Source organism: Pseudomonas sp. LBUM1663 (genome assembly GCF_059695905.1).
The window spans coordinates 6,370,759-6,391,297 of record NZ_CP166792.1 but is presented as its reverse complement, the minus strand read 5'-3'; the positions used below and the strand labels follow the sequence as shown (position 1 = coordinate 6,391,297).

The window sequence follows — 20,539 nt, the reverse complement described above, 5'->3', positions numbered from 1 at the left end:
CTGATACAAGTCAAAGTGGATTTGGCTGAGCTGTTATTATCCGCCGTATCTATTCAGTACGGATTGATCCATGTCCTCTCGCGAAATCCGCATCGCCACCCGCAAAAGTGCTCTTGCCCTGTGGCAGGCCGAATACGTCAAGACCCGTCTGGAGCAGGCTCATCCTGGCCTGCTTGTGACGCTGGTGCCCATGGTCAGTCGTGGCGACAAGCTGCTCGACTCGCCCCTGTCGAAAATCGGTGGCAAGGGTCTGTTCGTCAAGGAACTCGAAACCGCGCTGCTGGAAAACGAAGCCGACATCGCCGTGCACTCGATGAAAGACGTGCCGATGGATTTCCCCGAAGGTCTCGGTCTTTTCTGCATCTGCGAGCGCGAAGACCCGCGCGATGCGTTCGTTTCCAATACCTACGCCAGCCTGGATGAGTTGCCGCAAGGCAGCATCGTCGGCACGTCCAGTCTGCGCCGCCAGGCTCAGTTGCTGACCCGCCGCCCGGACCTTGAAATCCGCTTTCTGCGCGGCAACGTCAACACGCGCCTCGCCAAGCTTGATGCCGGCGAATACGACGCCATCATCCTCGCAGCCGCCGGCCTGATTCGCTTGGGCTTCGAAGAGCGCATCACCTCGGCAATCAGCGTCGACGACAGCTTGCCGGCCGGTGGCCAAGGCGCGGTCGGCATCGAATGCCGTAGCGTTGACAGCGAAATTCACGCCTTGCTGGCGCCGTTGCATCACCAGGACACAGCCACCCGCGTGACCGCGGAACGTTCCCTCAACAAACATCTGAATGGCGGCTGCCAAGTGCCAATCGCCTGCTACGCCGTGCTTGAAGGCGAGCAGATCTGGTTGCGCGGTCTGGTGGGCGATCCGAGCGGCGGCCTGCTGCTCAGTGCCGAGGCCCGCGCACCGCGTGGCGATGCAGAAGCCTTGGGTGTGCAAGTGGCTGAAGACTTACTGAGCCAGGGCGCCAACGACATTCTGAAGGCGGTCTATGGCGAGGCAGGTCACGAGTGACGGGCTGGCGCCTGCTGCTGACACGCCCTGCGGATGAATCGGCGGCGCTGAGCGGCGTTTTGTCGCAAGCGGGGATTTTCAGCAGCAGCTTGCCGCTTCTGGAGATCGAGCCGATTGCTGTCTCTGACACAATGCGCGAGGTGATTCAGGGGCTGGATCGTTACTGTGCGGTGATCGTAGTTAGTAAACCGGCCGCCAGAATCGGCGTCGACCTGCTCAATCAGTATTGGCCGCAGCCACCGTCCCCACGCTGGTTCAGCGTGGGCGCGGCGACTGCGCAGATCCTGGCCGATAACGGGTTGGACGTGAGCTCCCCCGCCGAGGGCGATGACAGCGAAGCCTTGCTCGAGCTTCCTTCGTTGCGCGAAGCTGTTACTCGATCCGATGCGCGGGTGCTGATCCTGCGCGGGGAGGGCGGGCGCGAGTTGCTGGCTGAGCGTTTGCGCGAGCTTGGTGCTAGTGTCGAGTATCTGGAGTTGTACCGTCGCGGACTGCCTCAATACCCGTCGACGGTGCTGCCTGACCGGATCGAAGCGGAACGCTTGAACGGGCTGGTGGTCAGCAGTGGACAGGGTTTTGAGCACCTGCGCCAATTGGCGGGCGATGCCTGGCCTGAAATGGCGCGGTTGCCGTTGTTTGTTCCAAGCCCCAGGGTCGCCGAGCTGGCACGTGCCGCCGGGGCCCAAACAGTTGTGGATTGTCGTGGCGCCAGTGCCACGGCTTTGCTGACGGCGTTACGGGAGCATCCCGAACCCGTTCTCTAATGCAAAGGATGGATACGTGAGCGAAACAGCCTTGCCTAAAGATGACGTGCTGCCGGTGCTTGAAGCGCCGGTTGAAACTCCACCACCTGCCACAGTGCAGCGCCGGGGCAATGGGCTGGCAATCGTCGCGCTACTGCTGGGCGCCGCCGGTGTTGCCGTGGGCGGTTGGGGTGTCTGGCAGGTGCGTCACCTGCAAGCCAACAATCAGCAGCAGTTGAGCCAGGTCCAGGCGTTGAGCGATCAGGCGCAGAGCCTGAAACTCAACGAACAGCGCTTGAGCGCGCGCCTTGAACAAATGCCTGCGGCCGAAGAACTGGACGCTCGCAGCCGTCTGGTGACGCAGTTGCAAGGCGATCAGCAACGCTTGAATCAGCGTCTTGAAACCGTCCTCGGCGCGAGCCGCAAGGATTGGCGTCTAGCCGAAGCCGAGCACTTGTTGCGTCTGGCCAGCCTGCGTCTTTCTGCGCTGCAGGACATCAGCAGCGCCCAGGCCCTGGTGCAGGGCGCCGATGAAATTTTGCGTGAACAGAACGATCCCGGTGCCTTCGCCGCTCGCGAGCAAGTCGCCAAAACCCTGGTGGCGCTGCGCAGCACAGAGCAGCCGGATCGTACCGGGTTGTTCCTGCGATTGGGCGCATTGCGCGATCAGGTCATCGACCTCACCGAGCTGGCCCCTGAGTACAAAGATCGTGGCGAATCGCTGTTGGGCCTGACGGCCGATGGCGACGGTGCCAGTCGTTGGGCGCAGTGGTGGGATCAGATTTCGCGCTACATCCGCATCGACTTCAATGCTGACAAAAATGTTCGCCCATTGCTGGCAGGGCAGAGCTTGAGTCAGGTGCGTCTGGCGCTGAGCCTGGCGCTGGAGCAGGCGCAGTGGGCCGCGCTCAATGGCCAGGCAGCGGTCTACACACAGGCGCTGGCCGAGGCGCGTGATGTATTGACGGGCAACTTCAACCCGGACAACCCTCAAAGCAAAGTCATGCTTGAGCAGGTGGGCGAGTTGAGCAAGCAGCCGGTCACGGTGGTCACGCCGGACCTCACCGGGACGTTGAGTGCGGTTCAGGGGTATCTGGAGCGGCGTAATGTCAACGCCGAAGACTCGATCAAGCCGATGGCGAAACCGGCCGCCAATACTGCGCAGGAGGCCACGCCATGAAACGCCTTTATGTGATCGTGTTTCTGGTCATCGCCGCAGCTGCCGCACTGGGCCTGGCGATCGCCGAGCATTCCGGTTACGTGTTGATCGCCTACAAGACCTTCCGCTATGAAGCGAGCCTGTGGGCAACCCTGGCGTTGGTCGTCGTGCTCTGGCTGGTGTTCTGGGGCATCAAGGCGTTGGTCGAGCTGGTGATGACGTCCAGCGGCGTGGTCAATCCGTGGTCGCGGCGCAATCGCAGCCGTCGGGTGCAAGTGGCGATCGAACATGGTCAGCTGGACTTGGCAGAAGGTCGATGGGCCAGTGCGCAGCGTCACCTGCATCGCGCCGCCGAAGCCGAGCGCCAGCCGCTGCTCTACTACCTCGGGGCTGCACGCGCCGCCAATGAACAAGGTCACTACGAGGAATGCGACAACTTGCTGGAGCGCGCCCTCGAACGCCAGCCCCGGGCGGAGTTGGCGATTGCCTTGAGTCACGCGCAGTTGCAGAACGACCGTGGCGACACGGAAGGCGCTCTGGTGACGTTGCAAGCCATGCACGAGCGCCATCCTCATAACGTCCAGACCCTGCGCCAGTTGCAGCGTCTGCATCAGCAGCGCGGCGACTGGTCGGCGGTGATTCGCCTGCTGCCTGAGCTGCGCAAGGATAAAGTCTTGCCGCCCGCCGAGCTGGCCGATCTGGAACGCCGGGCGTGGGGTGAAAACCTTTCCCTGGCGGCGCATCAGGAAGCGGACGGCACGGTGGGTTTGCAATCGCTCAATCGCGCCTGGCAGCAACTCACCTCGGCTCAGCGCCAGGAGCCTCAGTTGGTGCTGGCCTACGCGGAGCAACTGCGGCAACTGGGCGCACAGGTCGAAGCAGAAGAAGTTCTGCGCACGGCGCTCAAGCGCAAGTACGACAGTCATTTGGCGCGTCTCTACGGTCTGGTGCGCGGTAGCGATCCGGCTCGTCAACTGCAAACGGCCGAGGGTTGGCTCAAGGATCATCCGGCCGACCCAAGCCTTCTGCTGACACTCGGCCGGCTGTGCCTGCAAAGCAGTCTGTGGGGCAAGGCGCGGGACTATCTGGAAAGCAGTTTGCGGGTACAGCGCAACCCGGAAGCCTGTGCGGAACTGGCGCGGTTGCTCGCTCAGCTTGGCGACACAGAGCGCAGCAACCAGTTGTTCCAGGAAGGCCTGGTCCTGCTGGACGAGCGCCTCTTGGCGGCGCCACTCCCAGCGCCCGTTTACGCCTGACGTACTCCCTCTGCAGCAGCCTGCGTCCGGCTGCGAAGCAGTCGTAAAACGAGCGCTACGGTTTCATCAGGCAAATCGCGTTTAAATTTATGAAGACTGCTCTGCAGCCGGACGCAGGCTGCGCCTGCTGCTACAGGGGCGGGAGTCATTCCTGAGCGCGATCTGGCCGCTCAAATCTCGTTGAATGTTTAGCTTTGCAATCCCTGATCGGCTTTGTCCTACAGGGGGCTACATCAAGTCCTCTCGACGCTGTCGGGAATTCCCTACACTTCTGGTGAAGTGTCCGTGCCGGCCTGCCTTGAAAGGCTGGCGCGCTTTCCTCTACCGTAACCGCCTGTCTCTACTGTTACGGATAAGCCATGTTTTTGGCCTGCTCACGCTCCTTGTTTTTCATGGCTTTTATTGCAGGTGCCCTGGCCTTGGGCGTTTCCTATTACCTGGAATACGCAATCGGCCTCAAGCCTTGCGGGTTATGCCTTTTGCAGCGAGTCTGCCTGGCGTTGTTTACCGGTGTCTGCCTGACGGCTTCGGTGCATGGCCCCGGCCGCTTCGGGACTTTTCTTTATTGGCTGCTCGGTTTGTCATGCAGTCTCGCCGGTATGGTCACGGCGTGGCGGCAAGTCTTGTTGCAAAGCGATCCGGCGCATCAGCTATCGACCTGCTCCACCCATCCGCAGGTCCTATACGAGAACCTGCCCTGGCTGTGCAAAGTGACGCGGATGTTCAAAGGGGACGAAGATTGCGCAGAAATTTCCTGGACGCTGTTCGACCTGAGCATCCCCGAATGGAGTCTGCTGCTCTTCATGGCGATGACGATTCTGGGTGTTTATCAGTTGCTGCGCGTTGTCTGGCTTGCCTGCGAGCGACCGCTCAGCGGCGTGTCGTCGCCCCGGGGGCTGGCGGGTGATTAAACACTTGTATGAACTTTATCTCCTGCGTACCTTGAAGCCATTGTCGCGCGGGCATAATCTGGCCCGCACGTGTCATTGGAATTATGTTGCTCGATGACGCTCTGCCTGGTCGATTCTTGATTATCAAGACTGCGACAGGTGTAGGGCAGCATGACCCACAAGGGAAGAGAGATCACCATGCTCGAAAGTTGTCAGAATGCTCAGGAACGTTGGGGTGGAGTGCATCTGCTGATCGATCGCTGGTTGCAGGAGCGTCACGAACTGGTTCGAGCCTACGATGCTCTCGGTGCCGAGCCAGCGGCTTTGGGCGAAAACCGAAAGCCGTTGCAGGAATTCTGCGGCGTGCTGGTCGATTACGTATCTGCCGGGCACTTCGAAATCTACGAACAGCTGACCGGCGAAGCCAAGGCTTTTGGCGATACTCGCGGGCTGGAGCTGGCCGAGACGATTTACCCGCGCATCGACGTCATCACCGAGAAGTTGCTGGCGTTCAATGACCTGTGTGATGCAGGCAAGTGCGTCGCAGAGAAATTCAAGGAGCTGGGCGGGCTGTTGCACGAACGCTTCGAACTGGAAGATTGCCTGATCGAAGTGCTGCACACTGCTCATAAGGAAGAGGACCCGGTTCAGGCCTGAACCTCTCCTGCAAGACTAAAAAACGGTGCGCGATGCGCGCCGTTTTTCGTTTCCGGCTTTCAGCCTGTGACGCCGCGCAATTCGACTTCGAACACCAGTGGCGTGAAGGGGGCGATCAGGTCGCCGGCACCGTCCGCGCCATAGGCTTGCGACGACGGAATCACCAGGCGCCATTTCGCACCCACCGGCATGTTTTGCAATGCGCTGCGCCAGCCGCTGATCACGCTATCAAGACTGAACCACTGAGGCTTGCTGTTTTGATCGAACACAGTGCCGTCGGGAAGGCGTCCTACATATAGAACTTCGACCTTGCCATTAGGACCCGCCTTGGCCCCCGTGCCCGGAGCCAACTCGGTCAGCAAAATGCCATCCGCCAATTCACGAACACCCGGTTTGGCTTTTTCCTCGGTGAGGAACCGCTGCTCTTTTTCCAGTGCGACTTCACTTTGCGCGACGGCGGGTTGCTCGGCGACTTGGGCTTCGTGCTCGGCCAGAATCTGTTCGATCTGCTCGTCTTTCAATGCCAGTGGCTTGCCTTGATAGGCTTGTTGCAGGCCGTCGAGCAATGCCTGGAGTTGTAGATCCGGCACCTCTTGGCGCAAGCGCTCACCCAGGCTCGCACCCAGGCTGTAAGCAAGATCGTGAGCCTCATTTGGGGTGGTTTTTTCGGCGGCCTGGGCCACGGAAAAAAACACACACAACGATAAAAAAAAGTAGCGCGACATGGGCACACTCCGATCTGAGATGCGGTGGATTATGCCAGTGTGAGTGCGCTCAAAGGTGAACTGGTTTTGCACCCGCGCAGAAGAATTTCAATCTGTTGCAACGCAGCGCTTTCGATACTGTCAACATGCCCTAGCGGCGGTGTCATCAGAGGTCTAGTATGAGCCGCACCCACGTCAGCCAGGAGGTAAACCATGTCGGCCACCAAGAAGCCTGTAAATACCCCGTTGCACTTACTCCAACAACTCTCGGGCAGCCTGCTCGATCATTTGGAAAACGCTTGTTCCCAAGCCTTGGCTGATGCTGAAAAACTGCTCGCCAAACTGGAAAAGCAGCGCGGAAAAGCGCAGGAGAAATTGCACAAATCCCGTACCAAATTGCAGGACGCCGCAGCTGCCGGTAAAGCCAAGGCACAAACCAAAGCGAAGGGTGCGGTGAAAGAACTTGAGGACTTGCTCGATGCCCTCAAGGATCGTCAATCCGAAACCCGCAGCTACATTCTGCAACTCAAGCGCGATGCTCAAGAAAGCCTGAAACTGGCCCAGGGTATCGGTCGCGTACAGGAGGCTGTCGGCAAGGCGTTGTCCCTGCGTTCGGCCAAGCCTTCTGCCGCACCTGCCAAGAAAGCTGCTGCCAAACCGACTGCTGCAAAAGCACCGGCCAAACCTGTCGCCAAAGCGCCGGTGAAAGCTGCGGCAAAACCTGCGGCGAAAAAACCGGTTGCTGCCAGCGCTGCAAAACCAGCTGCTAAATCGACGGCTGCCAAACCTGCTGCCAGAACGGCCGCCGCTAAACCTGCTGCAAAAACCGCGGCTGCGAAACCGGCTGTGGCGAAAACCGCAGCGGCAAAACCTGCTGCAAAATCGGCAGCAAAACCAGCTGCTAAAACGGCTGCTGCCAAACCTGCTGCCAAGCCAGCTACAAAACCTGCCGCTGCAAAAGCTGCTGCCGCCAAGCCAGCCGCAAAACCTGCCGCGGCTAAAACCGCTGCCGCCAAACCAGCCGCCAAACCGGCTGCGAAACCCGCTGCAAAAGTTGCGGCGAAACCCGCTGCTAAACCCGCTGCCAAAGCCGCCGCCGCGAAACCCGCTGCCGCCGCCAAGCCTGCTGCAGCGAAACCAGCAGCCAAACCAGCAGCCAAACCAGCCGCTGCAAAACCTGTTGCCGCGAAGCCAGCCGCAAAACCTGCCGCGAAGCCAGCCGTGAAAAAACCGGCCGCTGCTGCCAAGCCAGCGACTGCGCCAGTTGCCAAACCAGCGACTCCAGCTCCGTCGCCAGCTGCATCGGCTTCGCCTGCTCCAGTAGCCACCACCTCGACCCCATCGTCTGCGCCAACGCCAGCCGCACCGTCGAGCACCACCCCAGCCAGCGCTTCCTAAGTGCCGGTTGCCGCGACGCGCAGCTGATGCAGCGCGTCGCGGTCCAGGTGGGCGGCGCCTGCCGCCACACCTTCCAGCCAGGCCGTTGAATCGGTCACCTCATACTGCGGCCAACTCTGCGCCAAACGCTCCAGTCGCAACAGCAAATGCCGTTCTGCTTCCATCTCCAGCGTTTTCACTTGTTCGCGCAAATCATCCAGCCCGGCATCCTCGCCAGCGGCGGCTTTCCATTGCATTCGCAAGGCGCGCAACGGTTGCACGACATCGGCGTCCCAAGGTCCGGCTACATCGCGAAGCAACTGCAAGCGTTGTTCGTTGCAGGTAACGCCACGTTCTCCCAGCCACAACCCGCATAGCAGCAAGCACACGTTCACACCCGCCGACTGCAACGTCAGGCACGCGGCTTCAACGCCGCGACGGGAGTAAGTGGTAACGGAAAAGCTCCACAGGTCAGAGGACATAGTGCTACTCGCGCCAGTTGCGAGCGAAGCTGGTAGACTCCGCCGCCATTATGATTCGACTTCAGAACCTGACTTTACAGCGTGGCCCTCAACGTCTGCTAGAAGACGCTGAGCTGACCCTGCACGCCGGCCACAAAGCCGGCCTCATCGGTGCCAACGGCGCCGGCAAATCGAGCCTGTTCGCCTTGATCCGGGGCGAGCTGCACCCGGACTCGGGTGACTGCTTCCTGCCGGCCGACTGGCGTATCGCCCACATGCGTCAGGAAATCGAGACCCTCGAACGCCTAGCGGTCGACTACGTGCTCGATGGTGACCTGCGACTGCGTGAGGTGCAACGCGACCTCGCCGCGGCCGAAGCATCGCATGACGGCGCGGCTCAGGCACGCCTGCACGCGGAACTCGACAGTGCCGACGGTTACACCGCAGACGCTCGGGCCCGCAAGCTGCTGGCTGGCCTTGGGTTCACCAACGAGCAAATGGATCGTCCGGTAGGAGATTTCTCTGGTGGCTGGAGGATGCGTCTGAACCTGGCGCAGGCTTTGATGTGCCCCTCGGACCTGTTGCTGCTCGACGAACCGACCAACCACTTGGATCTCGACGCCATCATCTGGCTCGAAGAATGGCTGAAGAGCTATCCCGGCACCTTGTTGCTGATTTCCCACGACCGGGATTTCCTCGACGCCGTGGTCGATCACGTGGCCCATGTCGATCAGCGCAAGATCACCCTGTACCGCGGCGGTTATAGCGCGTTCGAACGTGCCCGCGCCGAACGCCTGGCCCAGCAACAGCAGGCCTACGAGAAGCAGCAGGCGCAACGTGCGCACATGGAAAGCTACATCGCCCGCTTCAAGGCCCAGGCCACCAAGGCCCGTCAGGCCCAGAGCCGGATCAAGGCCCTGGAGCGGATGGAAGAACTGTCCGCCGCGCATGTCGATTCGCCGTTCGACTTCGTCTTCCGCGAATCGCAGAAAATCTCCAGCCCGCTGATCGATCTGTCGGATGCTCGCCTGGGTTATGGCGACAAAGCCGTGCTGGAGAAGGTCAAGATGCAACTGACCCCCGGTGCGCGGATCGGTTTGCTGGGCCCGAACGGCGCCGGTAAGTCGACCCTGATCAAGAACCTCGCCGGTGAACTCTCGCCGTTGGCCGGTCGCCTGACCCGTGGCGAAAACACCGTCGTGGGCTACTTCGCCCAGCATCAGCTGGACTCTCTGGATTCCAAGGCCAGCCCGTTGCTGCACTTGCAGCGTTTGGCACCCACCGAACGCGAGCAGACCCTGCGCGACTTCCTCGGCGGTTTCGACTTCCGTGGCGCGCGTATCGACGAGCCGGTGCTGAATTTCTCCGGTGGCGAAAAGGCCCGTTTGGCCCTGGCGTTGATTGCCTGGGATCGGCCGAACCTGTTGCTGCTCGACGAACCGACCAACCACCTGGACCTGGAAATGCGACTGGCGCTGACCATGGCCCTGCAGGAATTCAGTGGTGCGGTGCTGGTGGTCTCTCACGATCGCCATCTGCTCAAAAGCACCACCGACAATTTCTATCTGGTGGCGGACGGCAAGGTCGAGGAGTTCGACGGCGATCTGGAAGACTACGCCCGTTGGCTGGTCGACTACCGTCAGCGCAATGCCCCGGTCAGCAACACCCCGGTCAACCCGGACAAGACCGACAAGAAGGCCCAGCGCCAGGCTGCTGCTGCGTTGCGTCAGCAACTGGCACCGCACAAGCGAGAGGCTGACAAGCTCGAAGCCGAGTTGGGCAAGCTGCACGAGAAACTGGCGAAGATCGATACCAGCCTCGGCGACAGCGACATTTACGAACCGGCGCGCAAAAACGACTTGCGCGATCTGCTGGCTGAACAGGCCAAGTTGAAGATGCGTGAAGCCGAACTCGAAGAAGCCTGGATGGAAGCTCTGGAACTGCTCGAAAGCATGCAGGCGGAGCTGGAGGCGCTGTCTTGATGGAAGCCTTCAAGCTGCCGCTGCCGGCGGGGTGGGGCGAGCCGATCTGGTTCGCCGCGCAAATCCTGCTGATTCTGTTGGCGGGTTACTTCGCCCAACGCTTCGTCGCTAAATGCCTGACTCGCCTGGGCGAGCGCTACCCGTTTCCACCACAGCTGCTGATGCCGCTGCGCGGCGGTTTGCGCTGGCTGATCATGGGCAGTGCGCTGATTTTCGTACTCGAACGCCTCGGAGTCTCGGCCACCGTGCTCTGGACTGCGTTGTCCGGGTTTGTGGCTGTCGCGGCAGTGGCATTCTTCGCCATGTGGAGCGTGCTCTCCAACCTGCTCTGCGCGATCCTGATCTTCACCGTCGGCCCGTTCCGCATCGGTGACGTCGTCGAGTTGGTGGACACCACCGACAAGCCCGGCGTCAAAGGTCGGGTGGTGGCGATCAATCTGCTTTACACCACGCTGATTGAAGCGGAAGAACTCGGTACCGGCAGCGCCATGGTGCAAGTGCCCAACAGCCTGTTCTTCCAGCGCTCGGTTCGGCGCTGGCGCGGGAGTGATGTGTTTCCGTTGAGCGGGATCGAAAAGTAAGCCTTCTGTTGCCTGACACACCGCTATCGCGAGCAGGCTCGCTCCCACAGGGGTCCGGGTTGATCACAAATCTGCAATCCAACCCAAAAACCTGTGGGAGCGAGCCTGCTCGCGATATCGATGTGTCAGACGATGAGCCCCTCAAGCCGTAAACACTGGTCGGCACCCGCAACATCCCGTAAAAAATCGATGGTCATCAGCCCAAAGCCGCATTAGCTTAGACGTCTGTCACAAGTCTGAGTCGAGGTGTGCAATGGAGCTTCAAACATGGCTGGCGTTTTTTGCCGCCTGCTGGGTGATCAGTCTGTCTCCCGGTGCCGGCGCCATTGCGTCGATGTCCAGCGGTCTGCAATACGGTTTCTGGCGCGGTTACTGGAACGCCCTGGGCCTGCAATTGGGCCTCGCGGTACAGATCGCGATTGTCGGCGCCGGTGTGGGCGCGATTCTCACGGCATCAGCCACCGCGTTCTATGCGATCAAATGGTTCGGTGTGGCGTACCTGGTTTACCTCGCGATCAAGCAATGGCGTGCACTGCCCACCGACATGAGTGACGACGCAGCCGTGCGTCAGATCGGCAAGCCGATGGCCCTGGTGTTTCGCGGCTTCCTGGTCAATATCAGCAACCCCAAGGCCCTCGTGTTCATGCTGGCGGTATTGCCGCAGTTCATTGATCCGCACGCGCCGCTGTTGGCTCAGTACCTGATCATCGGCGTGACCATGGTCTGCGTCGACCTGATCGTCATGGCCGGGTACACCGGGTTGGCGTCGAAGGTACTGCGTCTGCTGCGCACGCCAAAACAGCAGAAACGCATGAACCGCACGTTTGCCGGGCTGTTCATTGGTGCGGCGGCGTTTATGGCGACGCTGCGCAAAGCTGCGGTGTAAAACCTCTCAAGGGAGACGCGATCCATTGTGGCGAGGGGGCTTGCCCCCGTTCGGCTGCGAAGCAGTCGTAAAACCGGCAACCGCGGTTTACCTGATGCATCGATATTGCTGGGATTGGGGCCGCTTCGCGACCCAACGGGGGCAAGCCCCTCGCCACATTGGAATGTCAGCCTGGATATCAGCGCAGGATGACCGGCGCCGTATCCGGCGGCAGGTCGTTGCGCGGCTGCGGTTGTCCTGACGGCACATAACTGCCATCCCCGAGCTGTTCGCTCAACTGGCGAGCCACGTCCTCGCCCAACGACCTCGACACGTCCCGCACCACCCGGGGCCGGTTCAGCGAAACGTGGATATCCCGATCATTCACCAATTTGGTGTCCTGAGCTTCGCCCATCGCCGTGAACGCTGAGGTGATCTCATACGTCTGGGTGTTGATCAGGCTGAAGTCCGCCACCAGGGTCAGCGCCAGCACTGCCGAATAGCTGTCAGTGTTGGCCAGTTCATTCATGTCCTGCGTGAAGTCGATGTCCGACAGTGTGCCGAACAGCACGTAGTCGGCGCCTTTGAAGTCGCCGGCCTTGATGCGTTTGATCACGTCGTACACATCGCTTTTGGCGCTGGCGGTGTAGGGTGAGCCCTGAATCAGCTGGAACATCCCGGTCTTGAGCATCTGGCCTTTGATGTCGCCACTGAATCGGCGGATTTCGGTCTGTTCCAGATAGCTGTTCTGCGTCGTGTACTCGTCGTAACTGGACGAGCCACTGGCGCCGTAATAGTCCTGCTGATGATTGTCCCGGGCCGAGACCACGTGAACGTATTGATCCACGCTGGCCTCGTAGGCGAGGTCGGTGACGGCGATTTTCGGGGCCGCCTGTACGCCAGCGGCGCAGGCCAGGGCCAGGATGCCAATCCATGCACGCATTGCTTAGCGCTCCGTAGTCTTGCGGATTTCTTTTTCGTCCATCCACTCGGCCAGCCCGCTTTCGACATCGACCAACTGCAGGCTGAATTTGTAGAAGACGTCCTTGTAATCGTTGCTGCGCTTGACGATGGAACTGATCGAGCCTTCCAGGCGATAACGGGCGGCGATCATGTTGCCGGTTTTGGCCACCGTGCTCTTCTTGTACAGACCGCTCTGGTTTTGCAATTTCAGATGGTCGACCTGGCTCTGCATGTCCGTGTTGTCGCTGGCAAAGCGCGCGGTGCCGGAACGCATCAGCTGGGTCTTGATCGACGTGGTGATTTCCCGGGTGTCGATGTATTCGCTGGTCTTGTTCATCACGTCGTACACCTGAACCACCGGGCGGCCCTTCAAAACACCGGACTGGGCGAGGGAGCGGGTCATGCTTTCCGCGATCATTTGCAGGTCGGTCGAGCCGAATTCGTTGGTGATCAGTTCCACGGCTTTCGGGTCGCCATAACTGATGTTGCCACTGCCCAGCACCGGTGAGCGATTGTCGGCGCAGCCACCGATCAGCAGCGCGGCCAGGGCAAGGAACGAAACGCGTGCAAACATGGGCAAAGTCTCAAGTGGGCGGTTCACGGCGTATTGATCTCCAGGCGGAAATCCACGGCTTGGGGCACGGGGGCGATGGCCGGCAGAAAGCTCGTCTGCTCGGCATAAAGAGTCAGGCTTTTCCAGGTATCGGCGTCGGCCACCGGGAAGCCTTCCGGCCCCAGCCAAAGATAGCGGTAATAGAGCGTTCGGTTGTGGGAGTCGGTGTTGCTCAGCTGCGTATTGACCGTCAGGAAACCGTTTTCCCTGGCCATGCGCATCGGCCCGATGGCCACGTTCTCGATCGGTCCGGTGGCCATGACTTTGCTGGCGGCACTGCCGGGTTCCGGCGGCGGCGACGGGGTGGCGCAACCAGCCAACAAGGCCAGGGCGACAACGGCGAAGCATTTCAATCCCATGAAAATCTCCGTTCAGGGTCGAGCAGGGCTGATGGCAGCCTGCGGTGCGGGAAGGGGGTCGAGCTGCAGGGCGACATCGGCGGCGAATCGGCGGTCACCCACGGCGCGCAGGCTGAAGGCTTGATGGGTCTGATCCACCTTGAACCTGACCGGTGCTGCGTCCGGCGCGTTGGGCAGCGTCAGTTGGTGCAGGCCTTTCTTGAGCCGCAGGCGGGCAACCAGCGTCTTGTCCGGCAACGTACGCCAGCCGCGGGTGTCGGCATCCTCGCGTTGAAGCTGCTGCAGGATCGTTTCCTCAAGTTTCTCGGGCCTGTGTTTTTTCAGATAGGCCAGGTACTCGACATTGGAACGGGCGCGATGGAGCGTGCGTTGAATAATGCCCGGCATGTCGTCACGCAACGTGCGCCGCGACATGTCGCCGAAGCTGTTGAGCAACGTCAGTTTCTGTTTTTTGCCATCCACCCTGACGAAGTCCACAGGCGCAGTGGACGTGTCGGGGATGAGGATCGGGAACGACATGTTAGTGATGTAGGTTTCACCTTCGACGTCCACTGAAATCGGCACGCGCACCGAACTGCGCGCCGGCGCCAGACCGGTTTGCACGATCAGCAAAACGTCGACCTCGCCAGCCTTCAGCGGGGATTTGGTCAGGTTGCGCAAGGCTTGTTCAAGCAGTGGCGTATTGGGGCGCAGTTCGATGGCCTGGCGATAGCCCGGCGCGGCGAGGTCTTTCTCGTTCAGCGATTCGTAAATGAAACCGGCGAGGTAATGGCTGAACGCACTCTGGTAGCTGTTCTTCAGCGCGATCACTTCGGGGGCGTCGAGGGTCGCTACCGGGTAGCCCTGAAGGTCCTGGAATTTCATCGCGACCCCTTCTTCCTTCGCCTGGTTTTCCAGTTCCAGGTATTGCTTGTCACGTTTGTCGGCAATGGTTGCTTCGCGCTCGTGGGTTTTCTTGATCATGACGCGCGCCAGTTCCGTTTCGGAGCCGGAGAGCAGCATCAGGGCCATTTGCGTGGTCAGGGCGACTCTCTCGAAATCGTAGCCATCGTAGAAGCGCACCTTGTCGTTGGCGCTGTAACTGTTGAACTCGGTGAATTTTTTGAAGGGGACGAACAGGGGCGAATTGTCCCACCCTTCGATCAACCGGTCGGCGTAGTCCCACTGTTGATAACTGTCAGTGAAATTGCCGGTGAGGCGCAGTAATTCGCCTTTTTCGAAGTGGTAAAGCAGGTCGCCCGGGGGAATGGGATTGTTGCGGTCGAGTACGGCAACCGCACCGTCGAGCTGCCCTGCCTTGAAATACTCGAGTGTTTCGCCCAGCTCCGCGTTGTAGTCACGCAGGGTGGGACAGCCGCTCAGTAGCAAACATGCACCGAGTACAAACAAGAAGCGCAGGCGGGTGGCCATTTACTGAGTGTCTTCCTTGAAGATAAGCCGCCATGAGGCGGCAAATTATAGACTTGGATGATGGCACTTTGTTCCTGCACTCCAGCGGCCGACGCAGACAAAGCTTGAGTGAATGGCACTGGAAGTGAACAATGTGTTACTTCGTATTACCAATTGAGATTCATTCATGACTGCCCCGTCCCGTTTCCTGGCCTGGCTGGTGTTGCCGCTGTTTGCCTTGTGCAGTTTCAATCTGCTGGCGGACACCGTGGAAGGCGCGCCGCAAGCCCTGCATTTGCTCGATTACATCGGCGCGGATTACCCGCAGACGGTGCAAGCGGGCAACGTCATCGACGACTCCGAATACCGCGAGCAGCTGGAATTCATCAAGGTCTTGCAAGGCTTGATCGCCGCGATGCCGGCCAAACCGGAAAAACCCGCGCTGGAGCAAGGCGTCAGCACGCTGCGCAACGCCATCGCTGCCCGTCAGGACGGTACGGACGTGGCCCGTCAGGCTCGACAGCTGGGTGCGAAACTGGCCGTGACCTATGAAGTCAGTCAGGCGCCGATCATTACCCCGGATCCGACCCGTGGCGCACCGCTGTACGCCCAGCATTGCTCGGTCTGCCACGGCGATACGGGGGGCGGTGACGGCCCGGCGGGTGTCGGTCTGACACCGCCGCCGGCCAATCTGCGAGACACTGCGCGCCTGGATCACCTGAGTCTGTACGCGATCTACAGCACCTTGGGCCTGGGCGTCGAAGGTACGGACATGCCGGCCTTCGCCGATCAGCTGGACGATCGTCAGCGCTGGGACCTGGCGACTTACATCGCCAGTTTCAGCGCCGATCCGGCCGCAGCCAAATCCGAAAAGACCTTCAACATCGCCGACCTCGCTCGTCAGACGCCAGCCGAAGTGCAGGCCGCCGATGGCCCGCAAGCCGCCGCGACCTTCCGTGCGCAGCGGGCACAACCTCCGCAGGTCAAGCGTGGCCCGGCGCAGTTGCTCGATTACACCGCTGCGACCCTGGACAAGAGCCTCTTGGCCTATCGTGCCGGCGATCACGATCAAGCCTATGACTTGTCGGTAGCGGCCTATCTGGAAGGCTTCGAGCTGGTCGAGAGCTCGCTGGACAACGTCGACGCCAACGTGCGCAAGGACACCGAAAAGTCCCTGATGGCTTACCGTCAATCGTTGCAGGACGGTTTGCCGGTGGCCCAGGCCCAGCAGCGTCTGGACGCAGCCAAGGCGAAGTTGAAGGAGTCCGCCGGGTTGCTGGGCAGCGACGGCTTGAGCTGGTCCTTAAGCTACATCTCCGGGTTGCTGATTTTGCTGCGCGAAGGCCTGGAAGCGATTCTGGTGCTGGCGGCGATTCTGGCGTTCCTGCGCAACACCGGCCAGCAGTCGGCGGTGCGCAGCGTCAACGTCGGTTGGGGCCTGGCGTTGTTGGCCGGTCTGGCGACCTGGGCACTGGCGGCCTATGTGATTGATGTCAGCGGTTCGCAGCGTGAATTGCTGGAAGGTGCGACGGCGTTGTTTGCCGCCGTCATGGTGCTCTGGCTCGGCGTGTGGATGCACGACCGTCGCCATGCGGCGGCGTGGCAGGACTACATCAAGAGCAGCCTGGTGGGCGGCGGCGGACGCTTCGGCTTTGCGACGCTGGCGTTTTTCTCGGTGTATCGCGAGCTGTTTGAAGTGATTCTGTTCTACGAGACCCTGTGGCTGCAGGCGGGGCCTGCGGGGCATAACGCGGTGCTGGCCGGTGGTGCAACGGCGCTGGTGTTGCTGGTCGGGCTGGCGTGGGTGATCCTTCGCGGCTCGCAGAAACTGCCGCTGTCGTTGTTTTTCAGCATCAACGCCGGTCTGCTGTGCGCGCTGTCGGTGGTGTTTGCCGGGCATGGCGTGAAGGCGTTGCAGGAAGCCGGGATCTTCGGCACGCGGCCGGTGCCGTTCTTTGACTTCGACTGGTTGGGGATCCACGCGGATGCGTACTCGCTGAGTGCTCAGGCGGTGGCGATCATTGCGATTATTGTGTTGTATGGGCGTAGCTGGGTGGCGGAGAAGCGGCGGGTTTCGGTTTCTTAAGAAGCATTCGCTTCGCTCACATTCGCGGGCAAGCCTCGCTCCTACAGGTTATACGCGGCCCTATATAACGCGCGAATCCTGTAGGAGCGAGGCTTGCCCGCGAAGCTTTTAACGGAGGAAAACACAATGCGCGTATGGATCGATGCCGACGCCTGTCCACGGGCGGCGAAGGATCTGGTGGTGAAGTTCGCCCTCAAGCGCCAGTTCGAAGTGGTGCTGGTGGCGGGGCAGCCACAGATCAAACCGGGCCTGGCCCTGGTGAAGCTGATCGTGGTGCCCAGCGGCCCGGATGCCGCCGATGACTATCTGGTGGAACATGCGGTGCCGGGTGAACTGGTGATTTGCAGCGATGTGCCGCTGGCCGATCGGCTGGTGAAGAAGGGCGTTGCCGCGCTGGACCCACGGGGCAAGGAGTTCGATGCGCAAAACATGGGCGATCGGTTGGCGGTGCGTAACCTGTTTACCGATCTGCGTGAGCAGGGCCAGATGAGCGGCGGGCCGGCGCCGTTTAGTGAGCGCGAAAAGCAGGCGTTCGCCAATGCGCTGGATCGGATACTCACGCGGCTGACCCGCAAAACCTGAGCCTTACAAAGAACCCTGCGGGAGCGAGCCTGTGTTACACATCATTCTCGTGGGTCAGTTCGAGCACGCGGTCGACCAGTTTGTTGATCCCCGATGCAGCCTCACTGATGCTCTGCGCCAGCATATAAGCCGGGGTGCAGACCAGTTTGCGGGCCTTGTCTTCGACGATGTCGCTCACTGCGCAATCCTGGTGAGTGGCGCCCATCTTGTTCATGGCGGCGGCGGTATCGGCGTCGTTGCCGATGGTGCAGGTCACGCCCGGGCCATAGATTTTCGCCGCCAGTGCTGGCGAAATGCAGATCAACCCCACCGGTTTGCCCGCTTCGGCAAACGCTTCGGTCAGCGCCAGGACGTCCGGTTGAACCGTGCAGCCCGCGCCTTCGATGGCAAAGTTCGACAGGTTCTTGGCTGCGCCGAAACCGCCGGGCACGATCAGCGCGTCGAAGTCTTCTACGCTGGCCTCGCGAATGTCCTTGATGTTGCCCCGGGCAATCCGCGCCGATTCCACCAGCACATTGCGCGACTCGGGCATTTCGTCGCCGGTCAGGTGATTGATCACATGCAATTGCGAGATATTGGGGGCAAAGCACTGCACCTCGGCGCCACGCTGGTCCAGGCGCAGCAAGGTAATCACGCTTTCGTGGATCTCGGCGCCGTCGTACACGCCACAGCCGGAAAGGATCACTGCAATTTTTTTGCTCATGGGTTTTTCTCCAGATTCATGGCGTTAAATGTCCACTAATTTGTCACTCGTTGCCATAGGGTTAATTCGCGGCTACACCTAGCATCTGTCCTCAAGATTCCGATCAGGGCGCGTCAATGGACTTCATTCTGTATGCGGTGCCGTTTTTCTTTGTGCTGATTGCCGTCGAGCTGCTGGCGGACCGTTGGCGCGGGTTGAGCAATTATCGGCTGGCGGACGCGATCAACAGCATTAGCACCGGGGTGCTTTCGACCACCACGGGCCTGTTGACCAAAGGCATCGGCCTGCTGACCTATGCGTTTGCCCTTAAGCATCTGGCGCTGTTCGAGCTGTCGGCCGACAGCGTCTGGGTCTGGGTGTTTGCCTTTGTTCTCTATGACTTCTGCTACTACTGGCTGCATCGCATGGGGCATGAGCGCAACATCCTCTGGGCCGCGCACTCGGTGCATCACCAGAGCGAGGACTACAACCTTTCCACGGCCCTGCGCCAGACCAGTACCGGCTTCCTGCTGAGCTGGATTTTCTACCTGCCGATGGCGGTGCTCGGTGTGCCGCTGCTGGTGTTCATCAGCGTCGCCGCGCTGAACTTGCTCTATCAATTCTGGGTGCATACCAAACACATTCCCAAGCTCGGCTGGTTCGAGTGGTTCTTTGTCACGCCGTCCAATCATCGGGCTCACCATGCACAGAACGCTCTCTACATGGATCGCAACTACGGCGGGGTGTTCATTATTTGGGACCGTCTATTCGGCTCGTTCCAGGAAGAGGACGACAATGAGCCGGTGATTTTTGGCGTGACCACGCCGTTGGCGAGCTGGAATCCTTTGTGGGCGAACGTGCAGTTTTACGCGCAGCTTTGGGATGACGCGCGGCGGGCTGAAAGCAAATGGGACAAGCTGCGGATCTGGTTCATGCGCACCGGTTGGCGGCCGGCGGATGTGGCGGCCAAGTACCCGATGAACAAACCGGACCTGAGCCAGTTCCGCAAATTCGAGGTGCCGCTGGACGGGCGTCAGCAGGTGTATGTGGCGTTGCAGTTCTGCGTCTACATCGCGCTGGGCAGCTACTTGATGAACCTTGAGCCACGTTTGCCGACTGCCGCGCTGGTGTTGGGCTGGGGCGCAGTGGCATTCGGTCTGTTTACGTTGGGCATGGCCCTGGAGAATCGTCCGCAGGCGTTGAAACTGGAGCTGCTGCGGTTGGCATCGAATGTGCCGCTGGTGTGGCTGGCGCCGGTGGTCGGGCTGTGGCCAGCCAGCGCGGTGGGCTGGATCGGCCTGCTCAGCTACAGCCTGCTCAGCGGCATCGGTCTCTACTGTTGCAGGGACCGTTTCACTCGATTGGCGTCTTAGTCTCGGCGGCCTTGGCCAGCTCGGCTTGCTCGTCGGCGTAGATCTTCTTCGCCAGACGGGCATTCTTGAAGCGCCGGCGCAGCCACAGGCCCAGGCCCAGGATCAGCAGGGCGCCGAGCACCCATAGCTCGTACTTCTTGACGCTGCCCAGCATGCCTTCGAGCACCGCGCCGAAGTGATATGCCGCAGCGGCCAGCGCCGCTGCCCAGATGGCAGCACCAATCCCGTTGAGCAGCAGATAACGCCCCGGCGGATAACCCGACAGGCCGATCGCCACCGGCATGACCGTGCGCAATCCGTAGACGAAGCGGAAGCTCAGCACCCAGATGTCCGGGTGTTTGCGGATATGTTCCAGCGCCCGGTCACCCATCATTTGCCAGCGTGGCTTGCGCGCAAGCAATTTGCGACCGTGTTTGCGCCCGAGGAAATACCACAGCTGATCGCCGGCATAGCTGCCACAGAACGCCACGATCGTGACGATCTTGATGTCCATGTATCCGCGGAACGCGAGGAAGCCTGCGAGCACCAGAATGGTCTCGCCTTCGAAGAACGTGCCGAGAAAGAGGGCGAAGTAGCCGAATTCCTGAAGAAATTGTTGGAGCATTGTCTGGATGCTGGCGAAATGAACGCGCAGCCTACGCCTTCGTGCACATTCATGAAAGTGTCCAAATGTGTCTCGACGTGAACATTTCCTACAAGGACAATGGAATGCGACTACCTGCCGCAGGGGTGCACATAACTGTAATACCACGGTCATAATGGCCGCTTATAACTGTCACGCTCGCACGCCAGCGGGCTCAGGAGT

Annotated in this window: 21 protein-coding genes; 13 read left to right on the top strand and 8 right to left on the bottom strand. The window is 60.5% G+C overall.

The window, feature by feature from the left end:
• Positions 1-70: 70 nt before the first annotated feature.
• The 6 genes from hemC (at position 71) to rsd (ending at position 5,717) form a co-directional block, all read left to right on the top strand.
• The gene (gene hemC, locus ACA075_RS29340; RefSeq protein ID WP_497296601.1) at positions 71-1,012 is read left to right on the top strand and encodes a hydroxymethylbilane synthase; all 942 of its coding nucleotides are present in this window, start codon (positions 71-73) and stop codon (positions 1,010-1,012) included.
• Positions 1,009-1,776, top strand: a complete 768-nt coding sequence (locus ACA075_RS29335; protein WP_497296600.1) for a uroporphyrinogen-III synthase — start codon at positions 1,009-1,011, stop codon at positions 1,774-1,776. Before hemC ends, ACA075_RS29335 begins: the two co-directional genes overlap by 4 nt.
• Before the next feature lie 16 nt (positions 1,777-1,792).
• Positions 1,793-2,935 carry a uroporphyrinogen-III C-methyltransferase gene (locus ACA075_RS29330; protein WP_497296598.1) on the top strand — a complete coding sequence of 381 codons (1,143 nt, stop codon included), beginning with the start codon at positions 1,793-1,795 and terminating at the stop codon, positions 2,933-2,935.
• The gene (locus tag ACA075_RS29325) at positions 2,932-4,170 is read left to right on the top strand and encodes a heme biosynthesis protein HemY (protein ID WP_497296597.1); all 1,239 of its coding nucleotides are present in this window, start codon (positions 2,932-2,934) and stop codon (positions 4,168-4,170) included. Before ACA075_RS29330 ends, ACA075_RS29325 begins: the two co-directional genes overlap by 4 nt.
• 359 nt (positions 4,171-4,529) lie before the next feature.
• Positions 4,530-5,081, top strand: a complete 552-nt coding sequence (locus tag ACA075_RS29320) for a disulfide bond formation protein B (RefSeq protein WP_497296596.1) — start codon at positions 4,530-4,532, stop codon at positions 5,079-5,081.
• 177 nt (positions 5,082-5,258) lie between these two features.
• Complete coding sequence (rsd, locus tag ACA075_RS29315; RefSeq protein WP_497299351.1) at positions 5,259-5,717, top strand: sigma D regulator; 459 nt, start codon at positions 5,259-5,261, stop codon at positions 5,715-5,717.
• A gap of 59 nt (positions 5,718-5,776) precedes the next feature.
• Here the strand turns inward: rsd and ACA075_RS29310 are convergent, their stop codons facing one another.
• Positions 5,777-6,442, bottom strand: coding sequence for an FKBP-type peptidyl-prolyl cis-trans isomerase (locus ACA075_RS29310; RefSeq protein ID WP_497296595.1), 666 nt, complete (start codon positions 6,440-6,442; stop codon positions 5,777-5,779).
• 192 nt (positions 6,443-6,634) lie between these two features.
• Between ACA075_RS29310 and ACA075_RS29305 the strand changes: the two genes are divergently transcribed.
• Positions 6,635-7,819 carry an AlgP family protein gene (locus tag ACA075_RS29305; RefSeq protein WP_497296593.1) on the top strand — a complete coding sequence of 395 codons (1,185 nt, stop codon included), beginning with the start codon at positions 6,635-6,637 and terminating at the stop codon, positions 7,817-7,819.
• On the opposite strand, the gene ACA075_RS29300 is transcribed toward ACA075_RS29305, so the two are convergent.
• Positions 7,816-8,280: a TIGR02444 family protein gene (locus tag ACA075_RS29300; RefSeq protein WP_497296592.1), complete on the bottom strand. Its 465-nt coding sequence runs from the start codon at positions 8,278-8,280 to the stop codon at positions 7,816-7,818. The genes ACA075_RS29305 and ACA075_RS29300 overlap by 4 nt on opposite strands.
• Before the next feature lie 50 nt (positions 8,281-8,330).
• Here ACA075_RS29300 and ACA075_RS29295 point away from each other — a divergent pair, with 50 nt between their 5' ends.
• The 3 genes from ACA075_RS29295 (at position 8,331) to rhtB (ending at position 11,708) form a co-directional block, all read left to right on the top strand.
• Positions 8,331-10,241: an ATP-binding cassette domain-containing protein gene (locus ACA075_RS29295; protein WP_497296591.1), complete on the top strand. Its 1,911-nt coding sequence runs from the start codon at positions 8,331-8,333 to the stop codon at positions 10,239-10,241.
• On the top strand, positions 10,241-10,822 hold the full coding sequence (locus ACA075_RS29290; RefSeq protein WP_077747155.1) for a mechanosensitive ion channel family protein: 582 nt from the start codon (positions 10,241-10,243) through the stop codon (positions 10,820-10,822). Before ACA075_RS29295 ends, ACA075_RS29290 begins: the two co-directional genes overlap by 1 nt.
• A 253-nt stretch (positions 10,823-11,075) precedes the next feature.
• Positions 11,076-11,708 carry a homoserine/homoserine lactone efflux protein gene (gene rhtB / locus ACA075_RS29285; RefSeq protein WP_497296590.1) on the top strand — a complete coding sequence of 211 codons (633 nt, stop codon included), beginning with the start codon at positions 11,076-11,078 and terminating at the stop codon, positions 11,706-11,708.
• A 178-nt stretch (positions 11,709-11,886) separates the two neighbouring features.
• Here the strand turns inward: rhtB and ACA075_RS29280 are convergent, their stop codons facing one another.
• Genes ACA075_RS29280 through ACA075_RS29265 form a run of 4 tightly spaced genes read right to left on the bottom strand, consistent with a single transcriptional unit; the run spans position 11,887 to position 15,032 of the window.
• A complete protein-coding gene (locus ACA075_RS29280) occupies positions 11,887-12,630 on the bottom strand; it encodes a penicillin-binding protein activator LpoB (protein WP_497296589.1) in 744 nt (247 codons plus the stop codon).
• A gap of 3 nt (positions 12,631-12,633) precedes the next feature.
• Positions 12,634-13,224 (bottom strand): penicillin-binding protein activator LpoB, encoded by a 591-nt coding sequence (lpoB, locus tag ACA075_RS29275; protein WP_497296588.1) that lies wholly within the window; start codon positions 13,222-13,224, stop codon positions 12,634-12,636.
• A gap of 23 nt (positions 13,225-13,247) precedes the next feature.
• Positions 13,248-13,622 carry a YcfL family putative periplasmic lipoprotein gene (locus ACA075_RS29270; protein ID WP_497296587.1) on the bottom strand — a complete coding sequence of 125 codons (375 nt, stop codon included), beginning with the start codon at positions 13,620-13,622 and terminating at the stop codon, positions 13,248-13,250.
• Between the two features lie 12 nt (positions 13,623-13,634).
• Positions 13,635-15,032 (bottom strand): COG3014 family protein, encoded by a 1,398-nt coding sequence (locus ACA075_RS29265; protein WP_497296586.1) that lies wholly within the window; start codon positions 15,030-15,032, stop codon positions 13,635-13,637.
• A 166-nt stretch (positions 15,033-15,198) separates the two neighbouring features.
• Between ACA075_RS29265 and ACA075_RS29260 the strand changes: the two genes are divergently transcribed.
• Both ACA075_RS29260 and ACA075_RS29255 read left to right on the top strand, forming a co-directional pair.
• The gene (locus tag ACA075_RS29260; RefSeq protein WP_497296585.1) at positions 15,199-17,097 is read left to right on the top strand and encodes an FTR1 family protein; all 1,899 of its coding nucleotides are present in this window, start codon (positions 15,199-15,201) and stop codon (positions 17,095-17,097) included.
• A gap of 126 nt (positions 17,098-17,223) precedes the next feature.
• Positions 17,224-17,679: a YaiI/YqxD family protein gene (locus ACA075_RS29255; protein ID WP_497296584.1), complete on the top strand. Its 456-nt coding sequence runs from the start codon at positions 17,224-17,226 to the stop codon at positions 17,677-17,679.
• A gap of 34 nt (positions 17,680-17,713) precedes the next feature.
• Here ACA075_RS29255 and elbB read toward each other — a convergent pair whose 3' ends face one another.
• A complete protein-coding gene (gene elbB / locus ACA075_RS29250) occupies positions 17,714-18,382 on the bottom strand; it encodes an isoprenoid biosynthesis glyoxalase ElbB (protein WP_497296583.1) in 669 nt (222 codons plus the stop codon).
• A 116-nt stretch (positions 18,383-18,498) separates the two neighbouring features.
• On the opposite strand from elbB, the gene ACA075_RS29245 reads away from it, so the two are divergent.
• Positions 18,499-19,734: a sterol desaturase family protein gene (locus ACA075_RS29245; RefSeq protein WP_497296582.1), complete on the top strand. Its 1,236-nt coding sequence runs from the start codon at positions 18,499-18,501 to the stop codon at positions 19,732-19,734.
• Here the strand turns inward: ACA075_RS29245 and ACA075_RS29240 are convergent.
• Positions 19,715-20,338: a DedA family protein gene (locus tag ACA075_RS29240; protein WP_219094969.1), complete on the bottom strand. Its 624-nt coding sequence runs from the start codon at positions 20,336-20,338 to the stop codon at positions 19,715-19,717. The genes ACA075_RS29245 and ACA075_RS29240 overlap by 20 nt on opposite strands.
• Positions 20,339-20,539 lie beyond the last annotated feature (201 nt).

Bases quoted from the DNA above. Each gene is read 5' to 3' on its own strand.
- hemC (WP_497296601.1), top strand. From the start codon at position 71: ATGTCCTCTCGCGAAATCCGCATCGCCACCCGCAAAAGTGCTCTTGCC.
- ACA075_RS29325 (WP_497296597.1), top strand. From the start codon at position 2,932: ATGAAACGCCTTTATGTGATCGTGTTTCTGGTCATCGCCGCAGCTGCC.
- ACA075_RS29320 (WP_497296596.1), top strand. From the start codon at position 4,530: ATGTTTTTGGCCTGCTCACGCTCCTTGTTTTTCATGGCTTTTATTGCA.
- rsd (WP_497299351.1), top strand. From the start codon at position 5,259: ATGCTCGAAAGTTGTCAGAATGCTCAGGAACGTTGGGGTGGAGTGCAT.
- ACA075_RS29310 (WP_497296595.1), bottom strand. From the start codon at position 6,442: ATGTCGCGCTACTTTTTTTTATCGTTGTGTGTGTTTTTTTCCGTGGCC.
- ACA075_RS29305 (WP_497296593.1), top strand. From the start codon at position 6,635: ATGTCGGCCACCAAGAAGCCTGTAAATACCCCGTTGCACTTACTCCAA.
- ACA075_RS29300 (WP_497296592.1), bottom strand. From the start codon at position 8,280: ATGTCCTCTGACCTGTGGAGCTTTTCCGTTACCACTTACTCCCGTCGC.
- ACA075_RS29295 (WP_497296591.1), top strand. From the start codon at position 8,331: ATGATTCGACTTCAGAACCTGACTTTACAGCGTGGCCCTCAACGTCTG.
- ACA075_RS29290 (WP_077747155.1), top strand. From the start codon at position 10,241: ATGGAAGCCTTCAAGCTGCCGCTGCCGGCGGGGTGGGGCGAGCCGATC.
- rhtB (WP_497296590.1), top strand. From the start codon at position 11,076: ATGGAGCTTCAAACATGGCTGGCGTTTTTTGCCGCCTGCTGGGTGATC.
- ACA075_RS29280 (WP_497296589.1), bottom strand. From the start codon at position 12,630: ATGCGTGCATGGATTGGCATCCTGGCCCTGGCCTGCGCCGCTGGCGTA.
- lpoB (WP_497296588.1), bottom strand. From the start codon at position 13,224: ATGTTTGCACGCGTTTCGTTCCTTGCCCTGGCCGCGCTGCTGATCGGT.
- ACA075_RS29270 (WP_497296587.1), bottom strand. From the start codon at position 13,622: ATGGGATTGAAATGCTTCGCCGTTGTCGCCCTGGCCTTGTTGGCTGGT.
- ACA075_RS29265 (WP_497296586.1), bottom strand. From the start codon at position 15,032: ATGGCCACCCGCCTGCGCTTCTTGTTTGTACTCGGTGCATGTTTGCTA.
- ACA075_RS29260 (WP_497296585.1), top strand. From the start codon at position 15,199: ATGACTGCCCCGTCCCGTTTCCTGGCCTGGCTGGTGTTGCCGCTGTTT.
- ACA075_RS29255 (WP_497296584.1), top strand. From the start codon at position 17,224: ATGCGCGTATGGATCGATGCCGACGCCTGTCCACGGGCGGCGAAGGAT.
- elbB (WP_497296583.1), bottom strand. From the start codon at position 18,382: ATGAGCAAAAAAATTGCAGTGATCCTTTCCGGCTGTGGCGTGTACGAC.
- ACA075_RS29245 (WP_497296582.1), top strand. From the start codon at position 18,499: ATGGACTTCATTCTGTATGCGGTGCCGTTTTTCTTTGTGCTGATTGCC.
- ACA075_RS29240 (WP_219094969.1), bottom strand. From the start codon at position 20,338: ATGCTCCAACAATTTCTTCAGGAATTCGGCTACTTCGCCCTCTTTCTC.